Origin of the sequence: Salmonella bongori NCTC 12419 (assembly GCF_000252995.1) — a bacterium.
Classification (GTDB): domain Bacteria; phylum Pseudomonadota; class Gammaproteobacteria; order Enterobacterales; family Enterobacteriaceae; genus Salmonella; species Salmonella bongori.
Genome location: NC_015761.1, coordinates 2,668,519 through 2,692,490, shown reverse-complemented (window position 1 = coordinate 2,692,490; position 23,972 = coordinate 2,668,519). Strand labels below are relative to the sequence as shown.

Here is a 23,972-nt window from a genome sequence, read left to right as displayed (position 1 = left end):
GATAAAGTCAGGTTGAAGTTTTGTATATCGGCTAAACTTAGGTTTAACAGAATGTAATGCCGTGACTGCTTACGCCTAAGGTGTTTGTCATCGCTTACTTTTTGGCGTTATATGATGGATAATGCCGGGATACAGAGAGACCCGACTCTTTTAATCTTTCAAGGAGCAAAGAATGCTGATTCTGACTCGTCGAGTTGGTGAGACCCTCATGATTGGCGATGAGGTCACCGTGACAGTTTTAGGGGTGAAGGGCAACCAGGTGCGTATTGGCGTGAATGCCCCGAAAGAAGTATCTGTCCATCGTGAAGAGATCTACCAGCGTATCCAGGCTGAAAAATCCCAGCAGTCCAGCTACTAAGGTTTTCGCGTCTCACTTTTACGGGTGAGACGCAGCCTCTTTTTTCGTTTGTCCTTATAGTCTCTTCATTACCTTTTTCAACTTCTTTTCTGCGATGCTGTGCGTGTCACGTCATGAACGGTGCCAACATTTCGTCAATTTATCTGTTGATAAAACACTCTTTTTGGTTTTTTTACAGACTAATTGAGCGTGAAGTGTGCAAACGATAAAAGCTCTGGAAAAATTGTTTGACTTATAAGTCCCAGAAAGTAATATGTGCGCCACGCAGCGACGATGAGCAGAAACAAGTTCTTCGAAGCACTCGTAAGAGGCGTGTGGTGAGGTGGCCGAGAGGCTGAAGGCGCTCCCCTGCTAAGGGAGTATGCGGTCAAAAGCTGCATCCGGGGTTCGAATCCCCGCCTCACCGCCATTTGCATCCGTAGCTCAGCTGGATAGAGTACTCGGCTACGAACCGAGCGGTCGGAGGTTCGAATCCTCCCGGATGCACCATCTCTTACCTGATACAGCTTTTTCAGCGGTATCAAAATCTGCAGTAAAGTAAGTTTCCCGATGCATCCGTAGCTCAGCTGGATAGAGTACTCGGCTACGAACCGAGCGGTCGGAGGTTCGAATCCTCCCGGATGCACCATCTCTTACTTGATACGGCTTTTCAGTGGTATCAATATCGGCAGTAAAGCAAGTTTCCCGATGCATCCGTAGCTCAGCTGGATAGAGTACTCGGCTACGAACCGAGCGGTCGGAGGTTCGAATCCTCCCGGATGCACCATATTCTCCGTACTTTCAGCGATGAAGATGCGGATAAGATAGCGGTAATTACCGCTGGCACCAGGAAGGATAACGTTGCGTCAGCAACGGCCCGCAGGGCGAGCCTGTAAGGCGAGTAATCCTCCCGGATGCACCATCTCTTATCTGATATGGCTTTTTCAGCGGTATCAACATCAGCAGTAAAGCAAGTTTCCCGATGCATCCGTAGCTCAGCTGGATAGAGTACTCGGCTACGAACCGAGCGGTCGGAGGTTCGAATCCTCCCGGATGCACCATATTCTCCGTACTTTCAGCGATGAAGATGCGGATAAGATAGCGGTAATCACCGCTGGCACCAGGAAGGATAACGTTGCTTCAGCAACGGCCCGCAGGGCGAGCCTGTAAGGCGAGTAATCCTCCCGGATGTACCATCTTTTCCCTTATCCTGAACGTTTCTCTTCATCTCTATCCGCGACAAAATCAACCAATTGCGATAAAGTACAGCCTGGTTATTTGGCTTGCGAGAACACCATGTACGCACGTTATGCTGGTTTGATTTTTGATATGGACGGTACCCTCCTGGATACCGAACCAACGCATCGCAAAGCGTGGCGTGAGGTTTTGGGGCGATATGGTCTTCGTTTTGATGAACAGGCGATGGTCGCGCTTAACGGTTCGCCAACCTGGCGTATCGCTCAGTCAATTATTGAGCTTAACCATGCCGATCTCGATCCCCGGTCACTGGCGCGTGAAAAAACCGACACGGTAAAAACTATCCTGTTGGATTGCGTAGAACCGCTGCCGTTGGTTGAGGTGGTCCGAACATGGCATGGCCGGCGTCCTATGGCGGTCGGTACTGGCAGTGAAAGCGCCATTGCGGAAGCATTGCTGGCGCATCTGGGACTGCGTCGTTATTTTGATGCAGTTGTTGCGGCAGACCACGTACAGCATCACAAACCAGCACCCGACACCTTCTTACTTTGCGCGCAGCGGATGGGCGTTATGCCAGAGCAGTGCGTCGTGTTTGAAGATGCCGATTTTGGTTTACAGGCGGCGCGGGCGGCAGGAATGGATGCTGTGGATGTTCGACTATTGTGAGTGACGGACTGTCGCTCCTGTCTCTGTTTGCCAGTAGTTTTCTCAGCGCGACGCTGTTACCCGGTAATTCTGAAATTGTTTTGGTTGCTATGCTGGTTTCAGGCGTCAGTCATCCCTGGGCCCTGGTCTTAACCGCAACAATGGGTAATAGCCTTGGAGGGGTAACTAACGTTATTCTTGGGCGTTTGTTTCCGCTGCGCAAAACATCGCGCTGGCAAGAAAAAGCGACTGGCTGGCTAAAGCGTTATGGTGCAGCCACACTATTATTAAGCTGGATGCCGGTAATCGGTGATTTGTTGTGCCTGTTAGCGGGATGGATGCGCATTCCGTGGGGACGGACGATCTTTTTTTTGTGTCTTGGCAAAGCGCTGCGCTATGTTGCGCTCGCAGTGGCGACGATTCAGGGCATGATGTGGTGGTAATAATTGTAGGTTTGGCAAGCATGGTCGCCATTACAGTTATGCTTATTAAAACGATTTTGACAGGCGGGAGGTCAATTTGATCCCGGACGTATCACAGGCTCTGGCCTGGCTGGAAAAACATCCTCAGGCGTTAAAGGGGATACAGCGCGGGTTAGAGCGCGAAACGCTGCGTGTAAATGCTGATGGCACGCTGGCGACAACGGGTCATCCTGAAGCGTTAGGCTCGGCGTTGACCCATAAATGGATTACGACAGATTTTGCGGAAGCATTGCTGGAGTTTATTACGCCAGTCGATGGTGATATCCAGCATATGCTGACCTTTATGCGCGATCTCCATCGTTACACGGCCAGGAAGCTGGGCGATGAGCGGATGTGGCCATTAAGTATGCCTTGCTATATTGCAAAGGGGCAGGATATTGAGCTGGCGCAGTACGGTACATCAAATACGGGGCGCTTTAAAACGCTCTATCGGGAAGGGCTGAAAAATCGTTATGGCGCTTTGATGCAAACCATCTCCGGCGTACATTACAATTTTTCATTACCGATGACGTTCTGGCAGGCGAAATGCGGCGTGACGGAAGGCGAAGCGGCAAAAGAAAAAATCTCTGCTGGTTACTTCCGCCTGATTCGCAACTATTACCGTTTTGGCTGGGTCATCCCGTATCTGTTTGGCGCTTCTCCGGCCATTTGTTCATCCTTCCTGCAAGGAAAGCCGACCACATTACCGTTTGAAAAAACGGACTGCGGTATGTATTACCTGCCGTATGCGACGTCGCTGCGTTTGAGCGATTTGGGGTATACCAATAAGTCGCAAAGTAATCTGGGTATTACATTTAACGATTTGCATGAATATGTCGCAGGTCTGAAGCGGGCGATTAAAACGCCATCAGAAGAGTATGCGCAGATTGGTCTGGAGAAAGACGGTAAGCGATTACAGATTAACAGTAACGTTCTGCAAATTGAAAATGAACTGTATGCGCCTATTCGTCCCAAGCGTGTGACGCGCAGCGGCGAATCGCCTTCAGATGCGCTGTTACGCGGCGGTATTGAATATATTGAAGTACGTTCTCTGGATATCAATCCCTTTTCGCCGATTGGCGTAGATGAGCAACAGGTACGTTTCCTCGATCTGTTTATGGTCTGGTGCGTGCTGGCTGATGCGCCTGAGATGAGCAGTAGTGAGCTATTGTGTACGCGCACCAACTGGAATCGCGTTATTCTGGAAGGTCGTAAGCCGGGGCTTACGCTGGGAATTGGCTGTGAAACCGCGCAATTCCCGTTACCTGAAGTAGGGAAAGATCTCTTCCGCGATCTAAAACGTGTAGCGCAAACTCTGGACAGTATCCACGGGGGAGAGGATTATCAGAAAGTATGCGACGAGTTGGTTGCCTGTTTTGATAACCCTGAGCTGACGTTCTCCGCGCGTATCCTTCGCTCGATGATTGATACAGGCATTGGCGGCACAGGGAAAGCGCTTGGCGAGGCTTACCGTAATCTGCTGCGTGAAGAGCCGTTAGAGATTTTGCAGGAAGAAGAGTTTATTGCTGAACGTGACGCCTCAGTTCGTCGCCAGCAGGAACTTGAAGCGGCGGATACCGAGCCGTTTGCCGCGTGGCTTGCAAAACACGCCTGACCCAAAAGAAAAAGGCCACTCACGGAGTGGCCAAAATTTCATCTCTGAAAACAGGGATGATGATAACAAATGCGCGTCTTTCATATACTCAGACCCGCCCCGGAACAAAGAGTTCAGTTTATTTTAAAAAAATTATCGGAGGTGACTAAATGCCATTGTTAGATAGCTTCGCAGTCGATCATACCCGGATGCAAGCGCCGGCAGTCCGCGTGGCAAAAACGATGAATACCCCACATGGTGATACCATCACCGTTTTTGATCTACGTTTTTGCGTCCCGAATAAGGAAGTGATGCCAGAAAAAGGTATCCATACGCTTGAGCATCTGTTTGCTGGCTTTATGCGCGATCATCTCAATGGTAACGGAGTAGAGATTATTGATATCTCACCGATGGGCTGTCGTACCGGTTTCTATATGAGCCTGATTGGTACACCGGACGAGCAGCGTGTTGCTGACGCATGGAAAGCGGCGATGGCCGATGTATTGAAAGTGCAGGATCAAAACCAGATCCCGGAATTAAATGTCTACCAGTGTGGTACATATCAGATGCACTCCCTGAACGAAGCGCAGGAGATCGCCCGCCACATACTGGAGCGCGATATTCGCGTGAATAACAATAAAGAGCTGGCGCTGCCGAAAGAGAAGCTGCAGGAATTGCACATTTAGCTATTAGCTATCCCCTTGTGACCCGGTGGCGCTAACGCTTACCGGGCCTTCATGTTGGACAGGGGCTGCGTAAGCCGGATAAGGCAACGCCGATATCCGGCATAACTCTCCAGCGCAAAAAAGCCAGTTCATGTGAACTGGCTTTTTTATTAGTGCGCGCCACCCCCGCCGCCGCCCGCGCCGAACGGCGGTTTCGCAAACCAGACCAGGCCGAGCAGTACCAGGAATATCCCGGCTGACATCCAGAAAATCTCATTGGCGGAAATAATCAGCCCCTGATTAGTGATCTGTTGGGCTATCCAGCCTGATGCTTGTTGGTGCGTCATTCCTAAGCCTTCCAGTTTATCGTACATGGCCTGAGCGTTTGGATTATACGCCGTGACCGACTCCGTTAGCTGAGCATGGTGTAGCGACTCACGATCCGTCCACATGGTGGTGGTAATCGAGGTGCCGATTGACCCTGCCAGCGTTCGCGTGAAGTTCGACAGACTTGATGCCGCCGCCAGTCGTTCGGGCGGTAGCCCGGAGAGCGTAATGGTAGTCAGCGGCATAAAGAAGCAGGCAACGGCAAACCCCTGAATAAACTGTGGCCACGCAGAAGCGCCAAAATCCATACCGGGTTCGAACGTCCAGGCGCGCCAGTAGAAACAAACGGCGTACATAATGAAGCTGAACGTGACCAGCCTGCGCATATCCAGTTTATGGGCGAAGCGTCCGATAATCGGCGACAGAATCACCGGGATAATGCCGACCGGCGCTGACGCCAGACCTGCCCACGTCGCGGTATAGCCGTAAACCTCCTGCAAAAGCTGCGGCAGCAGAACAATGGCGCCGAAATAGAGCATGTAGGCAAGGCTGATACACAAACAACCGATAGTGAAATTACGTGATTTAAAGAGAGAGAGATCGACAATAGGGTTATCGTCAGTCAGCTCCCAGACAATCAGAAAACTGATGGCGATGACGGCCACCACGGTCAGGATGATAATTTCCTGCGAAGAGAACCAGTCCAGCTCTTTACCGCGATCGAGCATGATTTGCAGACTGCCGATGCCTATCACCAATAATGCCAGGCCGATAGCATCAATACGCCGCTGTTCGGTACGGGTTTCGCGCCCGCGCAGCGTTTGCAACGTCATCAAAACGACGGCAACGCCAATCGGTACGTTGATGAAGAAAATCCATCCCCAGTGGTAGTTATCGCTGATATAGCCCCCCAGAATCGGGCCGCAAATCGGCGCGACAATGACGGTCATTGACCAGAGCGCCAGCGCAATGGAACGTTTCGCAGGCGGATAGTTATTCAGCAGCAGACTTTGCGAGAGCGGAATCAGCGGCCCGGCCACCACACCCTGAACCACGCGGAAGAAGATCAGCATATTCAGGCTGTTCGACACGCCGCAGGCCCAGGAGGCAGCGGCAAAGGCTACCGTCGACCACATGAACAGTTTGACTTCGCCAAAGCGTTTCGCCAGCCAGCCGGTTAAGGGAATCGAGATAGCGTTCGCTACCCCGAAAGAGGTGATAACCCATGTCCCCTGGCTTAGGGAAGACCCCAGGTTCCCGGCGATGGTAGGAATAGCCACATTGGCAATGGTGGAGTCCAGCACCTGCATGAATGTCGCCAGCGACAGCGCGATCGTCATGATGACGAGCTGCGCGCCTTCCAGCGGTTTTTGCTGTTGCATCACACGCACCTCAGGATTAACCCGCGTTAGCCTGCACAATGTCGTCGATCAGTTTATTGACCGGCGCGAGATTAATTTCGCGTGCGTTACTTTCGGCCACTGGCGTCGTTCGTACCTGGCTGGCCAGTACCTGACCGTCGCGGTTAGCAGTATCTACCGTTACCAGCGTCGATAAACCTATACGCAGCGGATGTTGCTCTAACTGCCGGGCATCCAGTTCGACGCGTACCGGCAGACGCTGAACGACTTTAATCCAGTTACCCGTCGCGTTTTGCGCGGGCAACAGCGAAAAGGCGCTGCCTGTCCCCATATCCAGACCAACGACTTTACCGGTGTATTTGACGTCGTCGCCATAAATATCGGTGATAATCGTGACCGGCTGCCCAATGCGCATATTGGCTAGCTGCGTCTCTTTAAAGTTGGCGTCTACCCACAGGTCTGTAGCAGGCACGACGGCCATCAACGGCGTGGTGGGGCTAATCTGCGCGCCAGGCTGAACGGCGCGGCGAGAGACATAACCGGTCATAGGGCTGACGATGCGGGTACGTTCCAGCGCCAGCCAGGCGTTGCGTACCTCGGTTGCGGCTTGTTGAACCGCCGGCTGATCTTCCAGCTTACTGTTGAGTATCATCGCCTGATTGGCATTGTACTGTTGAATAGCGACATCCAGTTTGGCCTGTGCGCTGGCAACAGCATCACGGGCGTGCTGCAGCTCTTCGCGGCCAATAAGATTGGCATTACCCAGCGGTACACGGCGGTTAAAATCGCTTTGCGCTTGCGCCAGTGCAGTTTTTTGCACATCGATATTCGCCTGTAGCTGCTTGCTGTTAATCATCAGCTGGTGTGTCTGACGCACGCTGGAGGCCAGCGCCGTTTTGGCTTTTTCAAATGCCTGTCTGGCATCGGTCTGATCGAGCGTGACCAGAACATCGCCCTCTTTAACAAAGTCAGTGTTATCAGCCCAGACTTTCGTCACGCTGCCTGACACCTGCGCCATGATTTGAACCTGGTTCCCTGCCACGTAAGCATCATCTGTCTCTTCAATATGACGCAATACTAAAAACCAATAAATTCCATATGCCACGGCAATAATAATAAAGAGCAAGGTAAGAAGTAGCAGCGCCGTTTTGCGTTTGCCTTTCTTCTTAGCCGATTGCTGCGGGGTTTGAATCTCCGCATTTGCGCTCATGTTGTTCTCCACGATCTTATTATTCACATCGGCTGAGCCGACCTGTTGTCAGAAAGGCCAGCAATAACGCATGCTGGCCTGTCCGCTTACCGGTTATTAATCTGGATTTTTGAGCGGGTCGACGCGTTAGCGAAGCGCCTCAAGAACGGTGCCTTCCTGCTCCATCTGATCAAGACGCGTCAGGAGCTTACGGGTGATATGCTCGAGTTGATCTTTTTCGGCAGTGCTAAGTGATGACCAGAGCTGATGCAGACAATGATGCTGAGGCGGAAGCACTTCTTGCAAAAAAGCCTGACCTTTCTCCGTTAATTGCAGATGCAAACAACGGCGATCGTTATCACTCTCACGACGCTCAATCCAGCCGCGTTTTTCCAGTTCATCGGCAATGCGTGTTGCATTGGTGCGGGATGAACCCAGCGCGCAGCTTAATTCAGACGGCTGAATACTGTGGTTTTCCTGAGACTCCAGCGTAATCAACGCCATAAACAACGTCTCGTTAATCCCTTGAGCCTTCAGCATTTTATTGCGGTTTTCCAGGAGTTTGCCTTGCATATGCATACAAAGGCGGGTCAAAAGAATTTCCTGGTACGGAAAATCTTCGTGACGGCTGGCGCGAAATTTTAGCATTTGTTCAATGGGCGTAAACGAACTATCCATTTGGGTATGACCTCATTAATTTCAGCCGATATAGTAACGACAGTGACAAATAAAGTAAATGTATTATTAATCCAAAATTATTCTTACAGGCTATAAAACAGGCAGTATCACGCAGACCGGGACGTCAGCGGGAAGATTTGACCTGGTAAAGCGCCGCCTGCGATGAATCCATGAATGATGAGAAAAAGGCGGACGCTTGCAAGAAAACGTCAGGAGAGAACGATAAGTGGGCGGGGCGTCAGCCAGATAAGCGGCATTAAACCCCAATGCAAAAGCCACCGGAACATCACGGATGGCTATCGGTGAACAACCTTCGGATCCTTGAGCAGGCACTATTGGCCCATAAGCAGATAAGGGGGCAGGGCTTTCCATAGAATTATATTATTCTTCACCGGTATAAAAATAACCATGATAAATGAATAGCATAACCTTAACAGACTGGGGGGCTCCTTAACACCCTAAGGAGCTTAAACTAAGGTAAACGCTCACTATCCGCTTAATTTACGGCTTCCTGGCGGTGAAAACCTCGCCACCAGACCAGCAGATTAAGTATGGCTACTGTCATACCCGCCAGGCAAACGCCAGCCCATCCGGCATGTTGCCAGGCCGAGGCGGAAATCAGCGAGCCGGCGGCACCGCCGATAAAGTAGCTGGTCATATAGCCGGCGGTGAGCCGATTACGCGCGTCCGGATGCAGGCGATAGATGACCGTCTGATTAGTGATATGCACACCCTGGACCGTGAGATCCAGAATCAGAATGCCAATAATCAGCGCCAGGACTGAGATGTGCCCAAACCAGATAGCCAGCCAGGAAAATAGCAGCAGCAGTAATCCGACCGTGGTAGTAAGGTGTGATTTGCCTTTATCGGCCAATCCGCCGGCTGGACGTGCGCCCAGAGCGCCAGCCGCTCCCGCCAGGCCGAACAGGCCAATCATCCCTTCGGAATAGTGAAACGGCGGCGCGGCGAGTAAAAAGGCCATCGACGTCCAAAGAATGCTGAAATTAGCAAAGGTCAGACAGCCCAGCAACGCGCGGGTTCGCAGCAATTTATCATGAATAAACAGGCTGAATACGGAACCCAATAATTGCGGATAATTAAGATGGGTTTCGACATTGATTTTAGGCAGTCCTCGCCACAATGCGACGGCCATTAGCGTCATTAATACCGATGCTACCCAAAATACAGTGCGCCACCCGCCAAGGTTTGCCAGTAGTCCGGCGACCGTTCTCGCCAGCAGAATCCCCAGTAGCAGGCCGCTCATAATAGTGCCGACTACTTTGCCGCGTTTGTCGGGCGTCGCAAGTGTGGCCGCCAGCGGAACCAGAATCTGCGCCACAACAGAGAACAATCCGGTTAATGCCGTGCCGAGGATCATCATGCTGAGCGATTGACTACTGGCGGTGATCAGCATTCCGCCTGCGGCCAGCAACGTCATGGAGACGATAAGCGTTCGGCGTTCAAACATGTCGCCGAGCGGCACCAGAAATAGCAGGCCAGCGGCATAGCCCAGTTGCGCGGCGGTAACGATAAACCCTGCGGCGCTGGCGGAAAGTGAAAATTGATGCGCAATAGTATCGAGTAGCGGCTGTACGTAGTAGTTGCTGGCGACGGCCAGGCCGGTAGCAACAGACATTAAAACGATCAGCGCCGGGCTAAGCCCCTGAGTGGGTTTCGTCATTATGGTAATCGTGTTTCAGGTGATAATTACTTGGGAAAACAATCATAGCGGATGTTTATAAATAAAGGGGAGTTGTCAGGTGATGGTTCGTGCGATTTGCGGAGAGATGAAATGGACCGGATACGGCGCAATGCGTCTTATCCGGCCTAAAAAGGCGTTATTTTTGCGCGTCCAGCGCTGCTTTTACCCAGCCGTCGAACTGTTGCTGGTGGGCGTTGATCCAGCCGTCGACGTGGTTCTGGACATCGGCTTCAGACGATTTCCCGGCATGCATCATGGCGTTCTGCGCGTTAATATCCGCCAACGGTAGCTTCATGATGGCAAACAGTTTCGCTGCCGCCGGATTTTTCTCCGCCCAGGCTTTATTGGCGACAATATGCATCGTGTTGACCGGGAAACCGTAGTTTGCGCCGTTCGGCAATTTAGTATCAATATTTTTCTGTTCGCCCGGTAGGGAGGAGAACGGCACCTGTAGCCAGACAACATCTTTACCCGGCTTCATGACGTCGCTCACCCAGTATGGTGTCCAGGTGTAATACAGCACTGGCTTGCCTTCTTTAAAGCGGGTAATAGTGTCGGCCATCATCGCCGCATAGTTACCGTGGCTGACCTCGACGGTTTTTTCCAGATCAAACGCTTTATTCTGGTGATTGATAACCGCTTCGCAGCCCCAGCCCGGCGAGCAGCCCATCATGTCCGCCTTCCCGTCGCCGTTGGTATCGAAGATTTTAGCGATTTTCGGATCTTTTAGCTGTGCGATATTAGTGATGTTGTACTGATCTGCCGTTTTTTTATCGATCAGATAACCCTGTGCCGCGCCTGAGACGAAGACCCCCTCGCGGTAAAACTTTTTATCTCCGCCTGCCGCGGCATACATATCATCATGCAGTGGCTGCCAGTTCACGGCGGTAAACGTCGCATCGCCTGAGGCGATGGAGGTATAGCCTACGTTGTAATCGACTTCACTGGGCTTATTCACGGTATAGCCAAGCTTTTCCAGCGCCCGGCTGACCAGTAACGTCTGGAAAGACTCTTCAGAGATGGTACTTTGAACAGGCTGGACGGTAATGCCTTTGCCAGGCAGGTCGGCAGCGAAAGCGCTGGCGGTGACAAGGGTGGCAAACGCTGAGGCAAATATCACGGTATGTCGCATCGTTGTTCCTTTAATCATAGTAGGGGAAGCCCGGTAAACGTAGCGTCACCGGGCGACGGGGTAATTATTTAATGAAAGGGCGGGTGATTAGCCCAACAGGACCGGTGGTATACCAGCGACGGTTGCCACGGCTGCGCGAGTCGCGTCCGACCGCCTGCGTCAGACGGTCCAGAATAATGGCGAGGATCACAATGCCGACGCCGCCCACAGTTGCCAGCCCCATATCAAGGCGGCCGATGCCACGTAGTACCATCTGGCCAAGACCGCCGACCGCAATCATTGAGGCGATGACGACCATAGAGAGTGCAAGCATCAGAGTCTGGTTGACGCCGGCCATAATGGTGGGCATCGCCAGCGGCAATTGCACTTTGAACAGCATTTGGCGTGGACTGGCACCAAACGAGCGCGACGCTTCGATTAAGTCGGCTGGTACCTGGTTAATGCCCAGGATCGTCAGACGTACGATCGGTGGCAGGGCAAAAATAATCGTGACGACAACGCCCGGTACGTTACCGATGCCGAATAACATGACAATCGGCACCAGATAGACGAACGCGGGTGTGGTCTGCATCGCATCCAGCAGCGGACGGACTATTTTTGCCGCGCGTGGGCTGCGTGCCAGCCAGATTCCCATCGGTAATCCGATCACGACGCAGAACAACAGGGCGGTCAGCACCAGTGCCAGGGTAATCATTGCCTGCGACCAGGCGCCGATCGCGCCGATCAGGATCAGCGATACCAGCGTTGCGATGCCCATGCCTACGCCGGAAATCTGCCAGGCGATCAGCGCAAAGACAATCATCGCCACGGGAGCGGGCATTCCCAGCAGCAGTTGCTGAAAACCGTTAAGGATGTAATCCACCGGCACACGAATGCCCTGAAAAAGGGGGCGGAAATGAGTCACTACCCAGTCGATCCCTTCGGTGACCCAGCTATCCAGCGGGATCAGCGTTTTATGGAACGGGTCCAGAAGAGAAAAGTGTTCAGGTGCCGACGCTGGTGCGCTGTTCAGCCAGTCGGTGCTGCCGCCATCTGTTGCCACGCCTGCCGGTGTTCCCCAGGCATCAGCCGTTTGCGCCGTGTTATCAGCCACCTGTGCAGTATCCCACGGATTGGTTTGATCAGTCATTGTTTCCTCCCTCGCGATCTAATGCCTGTAGCAACATACGTTTTGAAATAATGCCAACATACTGGTGTTCCTCATCGACAACTGGCACCGCACAGGGTGCCTGACCGACGTGGGAGAGCAACTCGCTAAGTGGGGTTTGCGCGTCAACGACCAGGGGGGCGTCGATAAGCGCTGCTTCAATGCCTTGTGCCTGACTTAATGCCGCTTTTAAGGAATCGATAGACACAACGCCTACGAATTTATTACCACGTTCAATGACGTAGCCATATTCCCGGTCTTCATCCTGTAATAATTTCAGCGCTGAACGCGGACCGAAACCAGGGGTTTTACGAATTAGTCCCACAGGGCTGCGACGGGCAATATCTTTGGCGCTAAAGACTTGACTAATATCCACACCCCGGAAGAACGTGCGAACATAATCATTTGCCGGATTATTCAGGATTTCATCCGGCGTACCGACTTGTACCACTTCGCCATTTTGCATAATGGCAATCCTGTCGCCAATACGCATTGCCTCATCAAGATCGTGGGAAATAAAGACAATGGTGCGCTGATGTTTTGCCTGCAATTTCACCAACTCATCCTGCATTTCGGTACGAATTAATGGGTCGAGTGCGGAGAAAGCCTCATCCATTAATAATATATCAGGGTTGATTGCCAGTGCGCGGGCAAGTCCAACACGCTGACGCATCCCGCCGGATAGTTCATCCGGATAGGCCTGCGCATAATTTTCCAGACCAACCTGGCGCAAGGCGTCCAACGCTTTTTCGCGACGCTCTTGTGCCGGGATGCCTGCTAACTCCATACCGAATGCCGTATTATCCTGCACTGTCATATGCGGCATTAGCGCAAATGACTGAAAGACCATCGCAATCTTTTTCCTGCGCACCTCGCGAAGCTCAGCGTCGGATATTTTTGCGATATCAACGCCGTCGATCAGTACCTGACCGCGGGTGGGTTCAATCAGGCGATTGAGAAGGCGTACCATTGTGGATTTACCCGAACCGGATAATCCCATGATGACAAATATCTCGCCTTCTTCAATGGCCAGACTGGCGTCTTTAACGCCAAGCGATAGCCCAGTCTTTTCCAGTATTTGCTCTTTCGATAATCCCTTTTCAATATATTTGAAAGCTCGCTGTGGATGCTCCCCAAATATTTTATATAGATTCTTCACTTCTAATTTAATTGCCATGCAATAGAATGATTCCCGTTATTTACTTATGTCGATATGTTACCTGAAAGAAATAGTTACCTTTTTCTACCCTAACATACTCAGAATCTGAGACAACCCTGAATTTGCTTATGGTATGAGTATTACGGGACGCTATTCGCCGGAATTTCCCATGATATAAGGGCTGAGCGCGAATGAGAGGGGAAGATATTTTTTTGTGATAACCATCAAAAACCCGCCTGAATTAGGAGGAATTCAGGCGAATAATCTCATTACTATTGAGTATAGAACACACAGTAATATTTGCGTGATTTAACCCGACATTTATTGAAATAATGGCGCGAGAAGCGTGATGTTATTTCCCATGCCAGTAAGGTTAAAAATTCCAGTCTTCGTCTTCGGTTTCAACTGCTTTTCCCATTACATAAGACGATCCCGATCCGGAAAAGAAATCGTGGTTTTCGTCGGCATTCGGAGAGAGTGCAGCGAGGATCGCGGGATTCACGTTTGCCATTTCCGGCGGAAATAACGCCTCGTAACCCAGGTTCATTAAGGCCTTGTTGGCGTTGTAACACAGGAAGTTTTTGACGTCGTCAACCCAACCAGTTTGCGCATATAAGTCTTCGGTATAACGGACTTCGTTGTCATACAGTTCCATCAGTAAATCCAGCGTGAAAAGCTTTAATTCTTCACGCTCGATTGTAGATAGTTTTTGTAGCGCTATCTGATACTTATAGCCAATATAATAACCATGAACCGCTTCATCACGGATAATTAAACGAATCAGATCGGCAGTATTCGTTAGCTTACCGCGGCTGGAGAAATACATTGGCAGCCAGAAGCCGGAATAGAACAGAAAAGATTCCAGAAAGACGCTGGCAATCTTCTTCTTTAAGGGAGCATCGCCGGCGTAATGTTTCAGAATAATTTGCGCCTTATGCTGTAATGGCGGATTTTCTTCGCTCCAGGCGTAGGCGGCGTCGACATCTTTGGTCTGGCAAAGCGTGGAAAAAATAGCGCTGTAAGAGCGTGCATGTACCGCCTCCATAAAGCTGATATTTGACAGCACAGCCTCTTCATGCGGCGTGATAGCATCCACCATCAGCGACGGCGCGCCAGCGATGTTTTGGATGGTGTCGAGCAACGTGAGACCGGTAAACACGCGTATGGTAAGCTGCTGTTCGGTGGCGTTCAGCGTCTGCCAGGCTGGAATATCATTCGATAAGGGTACTTTTTCCGGGAGCCAGAAGTTGCTGGTCAGACGGTTCCATACCTCCAGATCTTTGTCGTCCTGGAGAGTGTTCCAGTTGATTGCGCTAATACGAGATAATTTCATGTTGCTTTCCTTACAGTGCGCAGGATACGCAGCCTTCAATTTCAGTGCCTTCCAGCGCTAACTGGCGAAGCCGGATGTAATACAGTGATTTAATGCCTTTTCGCCAGGCATAGATCTGTGCTTTGTTAATATCGCGGGTCGTGGCGGTATCCGGGAAAAACAGGGTGAGCGATAGCCCCTGATCAACGTGGCGCGTGGCCTCGGCATAGGTATCAATGATTTTTTCCGGACCGATATCGTAAGCATCCTGATACATGTCCAGATTTTCATTGGTCATAAATGGCGCAGGGTAGTACACGCGTCCGGTTTTACCCTCTTTGCGAATCTCAATTTTTGCCACAATTGGGTGGATGCTGGAGGTCGCATGATTAATATAAGAAATCGAACCGGTCGGCGGTACCGCCTGCAAATTCTGGTTATAGATGCCGTAGCGCATCACATCGTCGCGCAACTGTATCCACATTTCCCTTGTGGGAAGCGTAATACCGCTGCGGGCAAATAGCGCCCTGACTTTCGCCGTTTTCGGTTGCCAGTCATCCTGTAAATATTGCGTAAAATAGTCGCCGCTGGCATAGCGCGACTGCGCAAATCCGGCGAAGGTTTTGCCGCGCTCACGGGCCAGTTGCATTGAGGTATGCAAGGCATGCCAGGTAATGGTGTAAAAATAGAAATTGGTGAAATCCAGCGCCTCCGGCGAACCATAAGCAATGCCTTCCCGCGCCAGATAACCGTGCAGGTTCATCTGGCCCAGCCCGATGGCATGAGAGGCGGCATTACCGGCGGCTATTGAGGGCACGCTGCGTATATGACTCATGTCTGACACCGCTGTCAGGCCGCGAATCGCGGTTTCTACGGTACGGCCAATGTCCGGTGAGTCCATGACGTGAGCGATATTCAACGAGCCGAGATTACAGGAGATGTCATGCCCGGTGTGGGTATAGTCAAGATTATCATCATAACGGGAAGCGCTATTAACCTGTAAAATTTCCGAGCACAGATTGCTCATATTAATGCGGCCAGCAATCGGATTAGCACGGTTTACCGTATCTTCAAACATGATGTAGGGATACCCGGATTCGAACTGAATCTCCGCCAGCGTCTGAAAAAAGTCCCGGGCATTAATATAGGTTTTACGCACGTGCGGATTGGCAATTAATTCATCGTACCGTTCGCTAATAGCAATATCGCCGAACGGTTTGCCATAGCGTCGTTCCACATCATAGGGCGAAAAGAGCGCCATCTGCGCGTTTGCTTTCGCCAGCTGGAAGGTGATGTCCGGGATCACCACGCCGAGTGAAAGTGTTTTGATACGGATTTTTTCGTCGGCATTTTCCCGTTTGGTATCCAGAAAACGCAGGATATCCGGATGGTGCGCATGGAGATAAACCGCGCCTGCGCCCTGGCGCGCACCAAGCTGGTTGGCATACGAAAACGCATCTTCCAGCATTTTCATCACCGGGATCACGCCGGAAGATTGATTCTCAATACGTTTGATCGGCGCACCCGCCTCGCGCAGATTAGAGAGCAAAAACGCGACGCCGCCACCGCGTTTGGAGAGTTGTAACGCCGAGTTCACCGCTCGTCCGATCGACTCCATATTGTCTTCAATACGAAGCAGGAAGCAGGAGACCAGCTCCCCGCGCTGTTGTTTACCGCCATTTAAAAAAGTCGGGGTGGCAGGCTGGAAACGACCAGAAAGCATTTCATCGGTCAGCCGGGTGGCCAGAGTCTCGTCACCCTGCGCCAGTGTCAACGCTACCATTGTCACCCGATCTTCAAAGTGTTCCAGATAGCGTTTGCCGTCGAAGGTTTTCAGCGTGTAGCTGGTATAGAACTTCCAGGCACCAAGAAATGTCCGGAAGCGAAAGCCGCTGGCATGGGCGTGGGCGAACAGGTTGACGACAAAAGCGCGATCGTAACGTGCCAAAACAGCCTCATCGTAATAGCCGTCACGAACCAGCGTATCCAGACGTTCATCCTGGCTGGCAAACGTCACGGAATGCGGGTGAACGTGGGCGGCGAAGAAGGCGTCGACCGCCTGCTGGTCCTTGTCGAACTGAATATGGCCTGCTTTATCATAAAGATTCAGCATCGCGTTCAGGGCGTGGTAATCCATGGTTTCCTGCATTACGCGCTCCGGGATAGTTGTTGCCAAAATTCATTTACTCCTTTTCGGACGTTGTCGATGTCGTGTGGCGTGCCCATGAGCTCAAAGCGGTACAGCCAGGGCACGCCGCATTTATGTGCAATCACGTCGCCAGCACGACCCCAGGCATCACCGAAATTGCGATTACCGGAGGCGATAACGCCGCGAATGCGCGCCCGGTTGTGTTCATCATTCAAAAAGCGAATCACCTGCCGCGGCACGGCGCCGGCTATCCCGCCCCCGCCATAGGAGGGCACCACCAAAATGTACGGTTCATCAACCCGAATACGTTCCTGATCATTGAGCGGAATACGTGTGGCGGGCAGCCCCAGACGCTGTATAAAGCGGTGTGTATTCTCAGAGCGGCTGGAGAAGTAGACGAGCGCGTTCATGCGCTTGCCGCATGGGGCGTTGGATGAATGCGGTTAATCATGTCCGGGCGGAAACCTGACCAGCGTAAATCGCCCGCTATGACCACTGGTAATTGACGAAACCCTTGCGCCCGGAGTGTATCTGCTGCATCCGGTACCAGGTCGACGTTCACCATCTCAAATTCAAATCCACGGCTTTCCATCGCCCGTTTCGTGGCGTGGCACTGAACACAGTTATTGCGAGTGTAAATAGTAATGCTCATGATTCGTATTTCCGTTTGGGGTGAGAAAGCGGCGCGATGAAACGCGTCGGGTTGTCGTGTGCTGATAAAGGGAATACTAGATGTAGTTGAATTAAGATTCAACCATACAAGATATGGGAATTTCCGATTGATGTTAACGTCGCTGATGAACGTAGCAGGGAGGAGCCTTGATTAATTTTTTCCGGAGGACGGCGTGAAAGCCCGGGCCGCCCTGTCGATTCACGCATACCAGAGTGGGTCACCTTCGTGACATCCGGCAAAAATGCGTCACATACGCATACTGACCGCCAGCCGGTTAAAGCAGTTCATCAAACCGATGGCGAAGGTCAGATCGCTGATTTCGCGCGCGCTAAAATGATTGAGCAGTGGCAGGTAAACATTATCTTCAGCGTGAGTTTCGGCAATGTGGGTCACCGATTCCGCCCAGGCTAATGCCGCCCACTCTTGCTCGCTGAAATGGTGGCTTACCCGCCCAGCCTGACAGCGAATCCAGTTTGGCTTGATTTACGCCAGCTTTACGCGTTGCTGTGGCAGCACACACTGGCTGATTTTATACATGATGGGCATTTCTGGCGGCATCTGAAAAAGATGCGGCAACATTATACTCAGCGACGGTTATGGATAGAAAAGGCGCTGAAAGAACAGGGATTTGTTGTGACTTTACAAAAAGGCGGTATTCAATTAGTTATTGAGATTGAAGGCGATGATAAAGCGCAGGTAGCGAAAGCGAATCAGGCAGGACTGGCGGTTCAGGCGTTAAGCCGCTGGCGCATTGCATCGACAGGTAAGGGCGGTATTTTACTGTCGTTTACCAACATTACTTCTGCCGAAATGGCAGAATAAGTCGCCTGGCAGCTTCGACAGGCGATTGAGGCCATCGCTATTTTGCCGAATGGTGTTACTTTGGCCCGCGGCAATTAAGCAGGCCGAATAAAGAAAGTATACCGTCATCCGCCAGTAGACACTGTTAGCGACGCAGACTGAGCAGCGCCCCGATAAAAATACCTACTGCGGCGGCAGTTCCCACACTACACCAGGGTTTTTCACGCACAAATGTATCCGCGCACCCCATTGCATCACAGGCGGCTTGTTTTACGCGGGTACGACCATGCATACGTGCCCGCGTCTCTTTCAGGAGCGCCTGTGCTTTACGTCGTGCGGTTTCCGCCTCGTCTTTCGCATCGCTTCCCCAGGATTTAAGAACATCTTCCAGAGTATCGGCTAATCGATTGACATCGTTCTGAATATCCTGAACACCTTCATCGACGTCGTTTCGGTTCGGTTTATTAAGCATATGATCCTCCATTGATTTCGATGTAGCTTTCAGTGTAGTTCATATTTTTACCGATTGAGGCCCGCTACGCCGATATCATGCGTTTCTGGACTTTTCTGAAAGCGTTGATAACGCGCTATCAGGTAAGGTAAGTCCGCAGTAAAAGAGAATGAGGATAAAATATGTATTTACGACCTGATGAGGTGGCGCGCGTACTGGAAAAGGCAGGATTTATCGTCGATGTGGTGACGAATAAAACGTATGGTTATCGACGCGGCGAAAATTATGTTTATGTTAATCGTGAGGCGCGTATGGGGCGCACCGCGTTGATTATTCACCCCAGGTTGAAAGACCGCAGCTCCTCACTGGCTGAACCGGCTTCGGATATGAAAACCTGCGATCACTACCAGAATTTTCCGCTCTATTTAGGCGGTGAGACCCACGAACATTATGGTATCCCCCACGGTTTTAGTTCACGAATGGCGTTAGAACGTTATTTGACCGGGCTGTTCGGCGATGTAAAACCGGATTAACGGCGCGGCTGGCGTTGCCAGTCGCGAAACAGGCTTACGCTTTGGCTTGATAGTAGCTGCTCACTTTGAACAGGCGACGACAATAATCCAGGAAGTAGCCATAAACCGCGCCCATTAACATTGAAACAACAATGTTTGAACTCACGGCGGCCACTATCTGATGCCAGCCAGCGCCGACGGTCAGCAAGATGATAATATAAACGGGCGACTGGAAGGTGACATAAGCCAATACATCCGCCAGGTTTTTGGCCCACCCTGTCGGGCTGGCCTTACGCGCAGCGCGCATTATGACATCGCGGTAAACGCCGTATGGCCATGCAATCAAAATGTTGACAGGTATCGCTACCAGTCTGGAGGAAAGCGATTGTTCAAAGCTCATTCCGGAGAGGAATATTTCGATCAACATGTTCACGACAGAGCAGTAAACAACCATCGCAAACGTGTCTGCAACGGCATGACGTAAGCGTGACTGTGGAGAGAACATGTTAATTGCTCCTTATGGCGAATAAATCTGCATGTGGTGGTTGGAGTAGTGAGATCATGAAGCACTTTTGCTTTTGCATAGGTTATATCCCTACATACTAACTATCAACTAGTGTAAAATTTTTATTTTTAAGCTGTTTGTCTATAAAATACTCTGTTGTTGTTAGTTTTTTGCTCGCAGCGGGATTTTTGTTGCTGATGGTTATTAACTCTTTTTAAATCATATAGTTATAATTTATTGTTTTTCTGGCATTTTTGAACAATTTTCTCAATATTGCCAGATTCAGCGGGCAAGGAATAATGGCACTTTCTTTTCTTCTTGTTAGCATAATTAACGTTGCTTATACATATTGTCTGGCATAAAACTCTTTCTTTGCTATTTGATTAACTAATCATTTATTTTGAGAATATATTCATTTTTATCGGTGGAAATGGTTATCTGCCGCCGCTGCTTTCCTCTTGATGAGGAGCAGAGTGATAAGTAACACGTCGATAAGATGTGGATATACTGCCTGCAGAATAACCTGAAATGTAAAGGGGTAATGAATATAATAATCCGGATAATGGGTTAATATAATCCGTTGTTTCCTCTCACGTATATCTGAATGAATTTCGGGATCTGGAAATATAATCAGCAATCGAATACAATACCGCCTGTAATAGTTTTTTGTTTTCAGCGTTAAAAGGTTTTTATTGATATGAATTTGATGTTACAGAACTTAAATAATATCCGCACACTGCGCGCTATGGCTCGCGAATTCTCCATTGACGTTCTTGAAGAAATGCTTGAAAAATTCAGGGTTGTCACTAAAGAAAGACGCGAAGAAGAAGAATTGCAGCAGCGCCAGCTTGCCGAGAAACAAGAGAAAATTAATACTTTTCTGGAGCTGATGAAAGCAGACGGTATTAACCCGGAAGAGTTATTTGCAATGGAGTCAACCATGCCGCGTTCTGTTAAAAAGCGGCAACCGCGTCCGGCGAAATATCGTTTTACTGATTTCAATGGTGAAGAAAAAACCTGGACAGGGCAGGGCCGTACACCTAAACCCATTGCCCAGGCGCTGGCTGCAGGTAAATCGCTGGATGATTTCTTAATCTAATCGCCGGGAATACTAAACAGATGGCGCTTCGTTTCCTGTCTCTATTAACGGTCAGCCCGGCATAGAGATCAGGTAAACGTTGCGCCATTATCATATTGATAAATCAGCACAGACCAAAATCACCGTCTTCAGAATAAAGGGTGACATCTGCCGCTTTGAGTATCAATTTTTCGCCCTGCTCATTGTTGACCTGTAGGGCAACAATTTTATCCTCATTTACTTCAATGATTTTCAGCTTTGGCCCCCCCGTCCGGGGCTGTACTATATCACCGGGAGCGAACATAGCGTCCTCCTGTTGAAGGCTGTTATACACAAGTTTATTCTATTGCAGTCAGGCTAAAGCGCCATTAAACGAATGCCATAAGCTTCGATTTACACGACTACACACCACCACTGTGCGATGAATGTACCGCTTAATGGGAACGTGCATTCCACGGCATTTTTTCCAGCAGTCTCGCCATTCCGCAGAAGCCTGTCATGCCTGCCAGCATTAACCCGGCCCCGACAAAACCGCTGACGAGGAAAAAAACGCTGTGAACGGTATAGCCCAGAATAACGCCGAGTAAACTGAGTCCGCCTGCAGCAATTTGTACCTGACGCATCAGCGGCAGTGGCTGTGATTTATCTTCAGCGACGGGAAATCCTGCCGCTTTCCATCCATCAATGCCACCTTCCAGTAAACTGACCTGGGCAGGGGCGGCAATGGCCTGTAGTTTCTCTGCATTGTGGCTGGTTCGCTTACCTGACTGACAGTGAAAAATGATCTGTTCCGCTCGCAGGTTGGTGGGCAGCGTGCCCTGTTCAAGCCGGGAAAGCGGTGCCAGTTGTGCGCCAGGAATATGTTCGCGCAGATATTCATCGGCATCGCGCACATCAATCAATTTCGCGCCTTGCGTCATCAGCGCTTGCGCCTCACGGGGGGAGATTATCCCAATGGACATAGTGGCTCCTTATGGACAATAGAGATGCTTTAACGTAGCGATAAGCGCGTTAACTGCCTCGTTTTTAATGAAATAGTGAATACGCTGGGCATCGCGCTGACTGTCAATTAACCCTTCTTCCCGCATCCTGGTTAGATGCTGCGATGTCGCCGAGGGACTTAGCCCCGTAATACGCGCCAGTTCGCCTGCGCTGGTTTTGGGCGAACCGCAAAGCATACATAAAATTAGCAACCTTTTTGGGTGGCTCATCGCTTTAAGTAGGGCCGCCGCCTGTTCAGCGCTGGCCTGGAGTTGTTCAAGCTCGGTCATATGTATTTAAGTGTTTTCTAAATTTAGTTAATTCTAAAATAAACGTCAACCTGATGCCAGCGTAAAGAGCGTAAAGGAGGGTAAAAGCATGAGGCGCAACTGGCGAGCTCAGGTAAACTGACTATGCTTAGAGATAAAATCTCTTTTTAAACAATGACTAATTTTGCTTGTATGGAGTGTATATGGGTTTCTGGAGAATTGTTTTTACGATTATTTTGCCTCCGCTTGGTGTGCTATTAGGAAAAGGGTTCGGCTGGGCATTTATCCTTAATATCTTGCTGACATTGCTCGGATATATTCCGGGTCTCATCCACGCGTTTTGGGTTCAGATGCGTCATTAATGATCTCTCCCGGGCGGCGCATCAGCGCCGTTTATCAGGATAACCTCATTCTCTCTGCTACACTTTTCTCTGTGTGTTTAACCAGTGAGGTGAATATGGGTCTCTTTAATTTTGTAAAAGATGCGGGCGAAAAACTTTGGGACGCGGTGACTGCCAATCATGATAAAGACGAGCAGGCGAAAAAAGTTCAGGAGCATTTAAATAAAACGGGGATACCAGACGCGGACAAAGTGAATGTGCAAATTGCGGATGGAAAAGCGACGGTGACGGGCGATGGATTGAGTCAGGAGGCAAAAGAAAAAATTCTGGTTGCGGTAGGGAATATCGCCGGAATTAGCAGTGTGGACGATCAGGTTAAAACCGCAACGCCTGCGGCTGAAAGTCAATTTTATACCGTCAAATCAGGCGATACTCTGAGCGCAATATCAAAGCAAGTGTATGGTAATGCCAATCTGTACAATAAAATTTTCGAGGCGAATAAGCCGATGCTGAAAAGCCCGGAAAAAATATATCCAGGGCAAGTGCTGCGTATTCCCGAAGAATAAGAGTGATTAGGCAGATTTTGGCTTTATTTTTCCTGACATTGCCTGCCGAATAATGGGAATCGGCGTCAGCAAATGCTGACGCATTAATTCACTGGCGCGTGTCGCTTCGCGCGCCAGAATCGCTTCTGTCAGCGTGTGGTGCTGAATATGTTTATCTTCCAGCATCTCAACCGACAGAACGGTTTCACGTAACCAAATAAAGCGGTAGCGCGCCGCGAGATCAAATAACCGTTCGCGCATCTGGAGCAAATACCGCGAGCCGCAACCGGCGACAATCGCGGAATGGAACGCCTGATGTCGCAGATCCCATTCATCAAGCATACGTTCACTGGCATCGCTGGCTTCCAGTTTACTGAGCATGTGCGCTCGCGCCAGAATCTCCGCCTCCCACGCATCATCGCCGCGCTCAATCGCCAGGCGTACCAGCATCGCCTCCATATTGGCGCGGGCATCAAAGATATCCAGGAGTTCCGCCTCTGACATAGACGCCACGCGATAGCCTTTTTGATTCACCACGGTGACCAGCCGTTCCGCTACCAGTTGTGACAGCGCCTCACGCAGCGGCCCCACGCCGAGCGCATAGCGGGAGGTTAATAAGCTCATCCGTAGTTTTTCATCCGGCTGATACGTCCCGCGAATAATGTCATTTTTAAGCCAACGATATCCATCTATGGCTGTTGGTTGGGAAAGGGCGGTCATTGTTTCTCCTGAGAAACTTCCCGGCTGATGCCGGGAATAAC

26 protein-coding genes, 5 tRNA genes and 2 pseudogenes are annotated in these 23,972 nt (G+C 50.6%); 15 read left to right on the top strand and 18 right to left on the bottom strand.

The genetic code is table 11. From position 1 onward, the window contains the following. The first annotated feature begins 172 nt into the window (after positions 1-172). The 10 genes from csrA to luxS all read left to right on the top strand — a co-directional run bounded on the left by csrA (position 173) and on the right by luxS (position 4,920). Positions 173-358, top strand: coding sequence for a carbon storage regulator CsrA (gene csrA, locus SBG_RS12625; RefSeq protein WP_000906486.1), 186 nt, complete (start codon positions 173-175; stop codon positions 356-358). A gap of 316 nt (positions 359-674) precedes the next feature. Continuing rightward, positions 675-767, top strand: a tRNA-Ser gene (locus SBG_RS12620). A 3-nt stretch (positions 768-770) separates the two neighbouring features. After that, a tRNA-Arg gene (locus SBG_RS12615) sits at positions 771-847 on the top strand. 62 nt (positions 848-909) lie between these two features. Then, positions 910-986: transfer RNA gene (locus SBG_RS12610), tRNA-Arg, on the top strand. A 61-nt stretch (positions 987-1,047) separates the two neighbouring features. Next, a tRNA-Arg gene (locus tag SBG_RS12605) sits at positions 1,048-1,124 on the top strand. Positions 1,125-1,321: 197 nt separating this feature from the next. Then, positions 1,322-1,398 (top strand) — tRNA-Arg (locus tag SBG_RS12600). 235 nt (positions 1,399-1,633) lie between these two features. Beyond that, positions 1,634-2,200, top strand: coding sequence for a fructose-1-phosphate/6-phosphogluconate phosphatase (gene yqaB / locus SBG_RS12595; RefSeq protein ID WP_000271299.1), 567 nt, complete (start codon positions 1,634-1,636; stop codon positions 2,198-2,200). Beyond that, positions 2,197-2,622 carry a YqaA family protein gene (locus SBG_RS12590; protein WP_001279497.1) on the top strand — a complete coding sequence of 142 codons (426 nt, stop codon included), beginning with the start codon at positions 2,197-2,199 and terminating at the stop codon, positions 2,620-2,622. Before yqaB ends, SBG_RS12590 begins: the two co-directional genes overlap by 4 nt. Before the next feature lie 76 nt (positions 2,623-2,698). Next, positions 2,699-4,255 carry a glutamate--cysteine ligase gene (gshA, locus tag SBG_RS12585; protein ID WP_000611824.1) on the top strand — a complete coding sequence of 519 codons (1,557 nt, stop codon included), beginning with the start codon at positions 2,699-2,701 and terminating at the stop codon, positions 4,253-4,255. Between the two features lie 149 nt (positions 4,256-4,404). Then, positions 4,405-4,920: an S-ribosylhomocysteine lyase gene (luxS, locus tag SBG_RS12580; protein ID WP_001130200.1), complete on the top strand. Its 516-nt coding sequence runs from the start codon at positions 4,405-4,407 to the stop codon at positions 4,918-4,920. A 149-nt stretch (positions 4,921-5,069) separates the two neighbouring features. Here the strand turns inward: luxS and emrB are convergent, their stop codons facing one another. The 12 genes and pseudogenes from emrB to SBG_RS12520 form a co-directional block, all read right to left on the bottom strand. Beyond that, positions 5,070-6,608: a multidrug efflux MFS transporter permease subunit EmrB gene (emrB, locus tag SBG_RS12575; RefSeq protein ID WP_001187293.1), complete on the bottom strand. Its 1,539-nt coding sequence runs from the start codon at positions 6,606-6,608 to the stop codon at positions 5,070-5,072. Between the two features lie 16 nt (positions 6,609-6,624). Next, positions 6,625-7,797, bottom strand: coding sequence for a multidrug efflux MFS transporter periplasmic adaptor subunit EmrA (gene emrA, locus SBG_RS12570; protein ID WP_001275608.1), 1,173 nt, complete (start codon positions 7,795-7,797; stop codon positions 6,625-6,627). A gap of 126 nt (positions 7,798-7,923) precedes the next feature. Beyond that, the gene (gene mprA, locus SBG_RS12565; protein ID WP_000378431.1) at positions 7,924-8,454 is read right to left on the bottom strand and encodes a transcriptional repressor MprA; all 531 of its coding nucleotides are present in this window, start codon (positions 8,452-8,454) and stop codon (positions 7,924-7,926) included. Positions 8,455-8,950: 496 nt separating this feature from the next. Further along, positions 8,951-10,135, bottom strand: coding sequence for an MFS transporter (locus tag SBG_RS12560; RefSeq protein WP_000165781.1), 1,185 nt, complete (start codon positions 10,133-10,135; stop codon positions 8,951-8,953). Between the two features lie 157 nt (positions 10,136-10,292). Next, positions 10,293-11,288 carry a glycine betaine/L-proline ABC transporter substrate-binding protein ProX gene (gene proX, locus SBG_RS12555; RefSeq protein ID WP_001216623.1) on the bottom strand — a complete coding sequence of 332 codons (996 nt, stop codon included), beginning with the start codon at positions 11,286-11,288 and terminating at the stop codon, positions 10,293-10,295. A gap of 64 nt (positions 11,289-11,352) precedes the next feature. After that, positions 11,353-12,417 carry a glycine betaine/L-proline ABC transporter permease ProW gene (gene proW / locus SBG_RS12550; RefSeq protein ID WP_000132087.1) on the bottom strand — a complete coding sequence of 355 codons (1,065 nt, stop codon included), beginning with the start codon at positions 12,415-12,417 and terminating at the stop codon, positions 11,353-11,355. After that, positions 12,410-13,612, bottom strand: a complete 1,203-nt coding sequence (proV, locus tag SBG_RS12545) for a glycine betaine/L-proline ABC transporter ATP-binding protein ProV (protein ID WP_000985533.1) — start codon at positions 13,610-13,612, stop codon at positions 12,410-12,412. The genes proW and proV overlap by 8 nt, the downstream gene beginning before the upstream one ends. Before the next feature lie 355 nt (positions 13,613-13,967). Further along, on the bottom strand, positions 13,968-14,927 hold the full coding sequence (gene nrdF, locus SBG_RS12540) for a class 1b ribonucleoside-diphosphate reductase subunit beta (protein WP_000777988.1): 960 nt from the start codon (positions 14,925-14,927) through the stop codon (positions 13,968-13,970). 10 nt (positions 14,928-14,937) lie between these two features. Next, a complete protein-coding gene (nrdE, locus tag SBG_RS12535) occupies positions 14,938-17,082 on the bottom strand; it encodes a class 1b ribonucleoside-diphosphate reductase subunit alpha (protein ID WP_000246187.1) in 2,145 nt (714 codons plus the stop codon). Continuing rightward, positions 17,055-17,465 carry a class Ib ribonucleoside-diphosphate reductase assembly flavoprotein NrdI gene (gene nrdI / locus SBG_RS12530; protein WP_000993175.1) on the bottom strand — a complete coding sequence of 137 codons (411 nt, stop codon included), beginning with the start codon at positions 17,463-17,465 and terminating at the stop codon, positions 17,055-17,057. The genes nrdE and nrdI overlap by 28 nt, the downstream gene beginning before the upstream one ends. Beyond that, the gene (nrdH, locus tag SBG_RS12525; RefSeq protein ID WP_000028866.1) at positions 17,462-17,707 is read right to left on the bottom strand and encodes a glutaredoxin-like protein NrdH; all 246 of its coding nucleotides are present in this window, start codon (positions 17,705-17,707) and stop codon (positions 17,462-17,464) included. The genes nrdI and nrdH overlap by 4 nt, the downstream gene beginning before the upstream one ends. 267 nt (positions 17,708-17,974) lie before the next feature. Next, positions 17,975-18,233 (bottom strand): annotated as a pseudogene (locus SBG_RS12520) (carboxymuconolactone decarboxylase family protein); the annotation flags it as partial. Here SBG_RS12520 and SBG_RS12515 point away from each other — a divergent pair. Beyond that, positions 18,230-18,550 (top strand): annotated as a pseudogene (locus tag SBG_RS12515) (PLP-dependent aminotransferase family protein); the annotation flags it as partial. The pseudogenes SBG_RS12520 and SBG_RS12515 overlap by 4 nt on opposite strands. Before the next feature lie 124 nt (positions 18,551-18,674). On the opposite strand, the gene SBG_RS12510 reads toward SBG_RS12515, so the two are convergent. Next, positions 18,675-19,001 carry a DUF883 domain-containing protein gene (locus SBG_RS12510; protein WP_015702979.1) on the bottom strand — a complete coding sequence of 109 codons (327 nt, stop codon included), beginning with the start codon at positions 18,999-19,001 and terminating at the stop codon, positions 18,675-18,677. A 161-nt stretch (positions 19,002-19,162) separates the two neighbouring features. Here SBG_RS12510 and SBG_RS12505 point away from each other — a divergent pair, with 161 nt between their 5' ends. Then, a complete protein-coding gene (locus tag SBG_RS12505) occupies positions 19,163-19,513 on the top strand; it encodes a DUF2002 family protein (protein WP_000281301.1) in 351 nt (116 codons plus the stop codon). Positions 19,514-19,547: 34 nt separating this feature from the next. Here SBG_RS12505 and alaE read toward each other — a convergent pair whose 3' ends face one another. After that, complete coding sequence (gene alaE, locus SBG_RS12500) at positions 19,548-19,997, bottom strand: L-alanine exporter AlaE (RefSeq protein WP_000492672.1); 450 nt, start codon at positions 19,995-19,997, stop codon at positions 19,548-19,550. Positions 19,998-20,694: 697 nt separating this feature from the next. Between alaE and stpA the strand changes: the two genes are divergently transcribed. Next, entirely contained in the window at positions 20,695-21,096 is a 402-nt protein-coding gene (gene stpA, locus SBG_RS12495; protein WP_001051102.1) for a DNA-binding protein StpA, read from the top strand. Between the two features lie 103 nt (positions 21,097-21,199). On the opposite strand, the gene SBG_RS12490 is transcribed toward stpA, so the two are convergent. The 3 genes from SBG_RS12490 to SBG_RS12480 all read right to left on the bottom strand — a co-directional run bounded on the left by SBG_RS12490 (position 21,200) and on the right by SBG_RS12480 (position 22,346). Next, positions 21,200-21,379 carry a hypothetical protein gene (locus tag SBG_RS12490; protein ID WP_000457914.1) on the bottom strand — a complete coding sequence of 60 codons (180 nt, stop codon included), beginning with the start codon at positions 21,377-21,379 and terminating at the stop codon, positions 21,200-21,202. A 130-nt stretch (positions 21,380-21,509) separates the two neighbouring features. Continuing rightward, complete coding sequence (locus SBG_RS12485) at positions 21,510-22,037, bottom strand: rhodanese family protein (protein WP_000022001.1); 528 nt, start codon at positions 22,035-22,037, stop codon at positions 21,510-21,512. 9 nt (positions 22,038-22,046) lie between these two features. Beyond that, the gene (locus SBG_RS12480; RefSeq protein ID WP_000137435.1) at positions 22,047-22,346 is read right to left on the bottom strand and encodes an ArsR/SmtB family transcription factor; all 300 of its coding nucleotides are present in this window, start codon (positions 22,344-22,346) and stop codon (positions 22,047-22,049) included. 182 nt (positions 22,347-22,528) lie between these two features. On the opposite strand from SBG_RS12480, the gene SBG_RS12475 reads away from it, so the two are divergent. Then, complete coding sequence (locus SBG_RS12475) at positions 22,529-22,687, top strand: YqaE/Pmp3 family membrane protein (RefSeq protein WP_000508175.1); 159 nt, start codon at positions 22,529-22,531, stop codon at positions 22,685-22,687. A gap of 95 nt (positions 22,688-22,782) precedes the next feature. Continuing rightward, positions 22,783-23,232 carry a peptidoglycan-binding protein LysM gene (gene lysM, locus SBG_RS12470; RefSeq protein WP_015702978.1) on the top strand — a complete coding sequence of 150 codons (450 nt, stop codon included), beginning with the start codon at positions 22,783-22,785 and terminating at the stop codon, positions 23,230-23,232. Positions 23,233-23,238: 6 nt separating this feature from the next. Here lysM and csiR read toward each other — a convergent pair whose 3' ends face one another. Then, positions 23,239-23,931 (bottom strand): DNA-binding transcriptional regulator CsiR, encoded by a 693-nt coding sequence (gene csiR / locus SBG_RS12465; protein WP_000126158.1) that lies wholly within the window; start codon positions 23,929-23,931, stop codon positions 23,239-23,241. Positions 23,932-23,972: the final 41 nt, after the last annotated feature.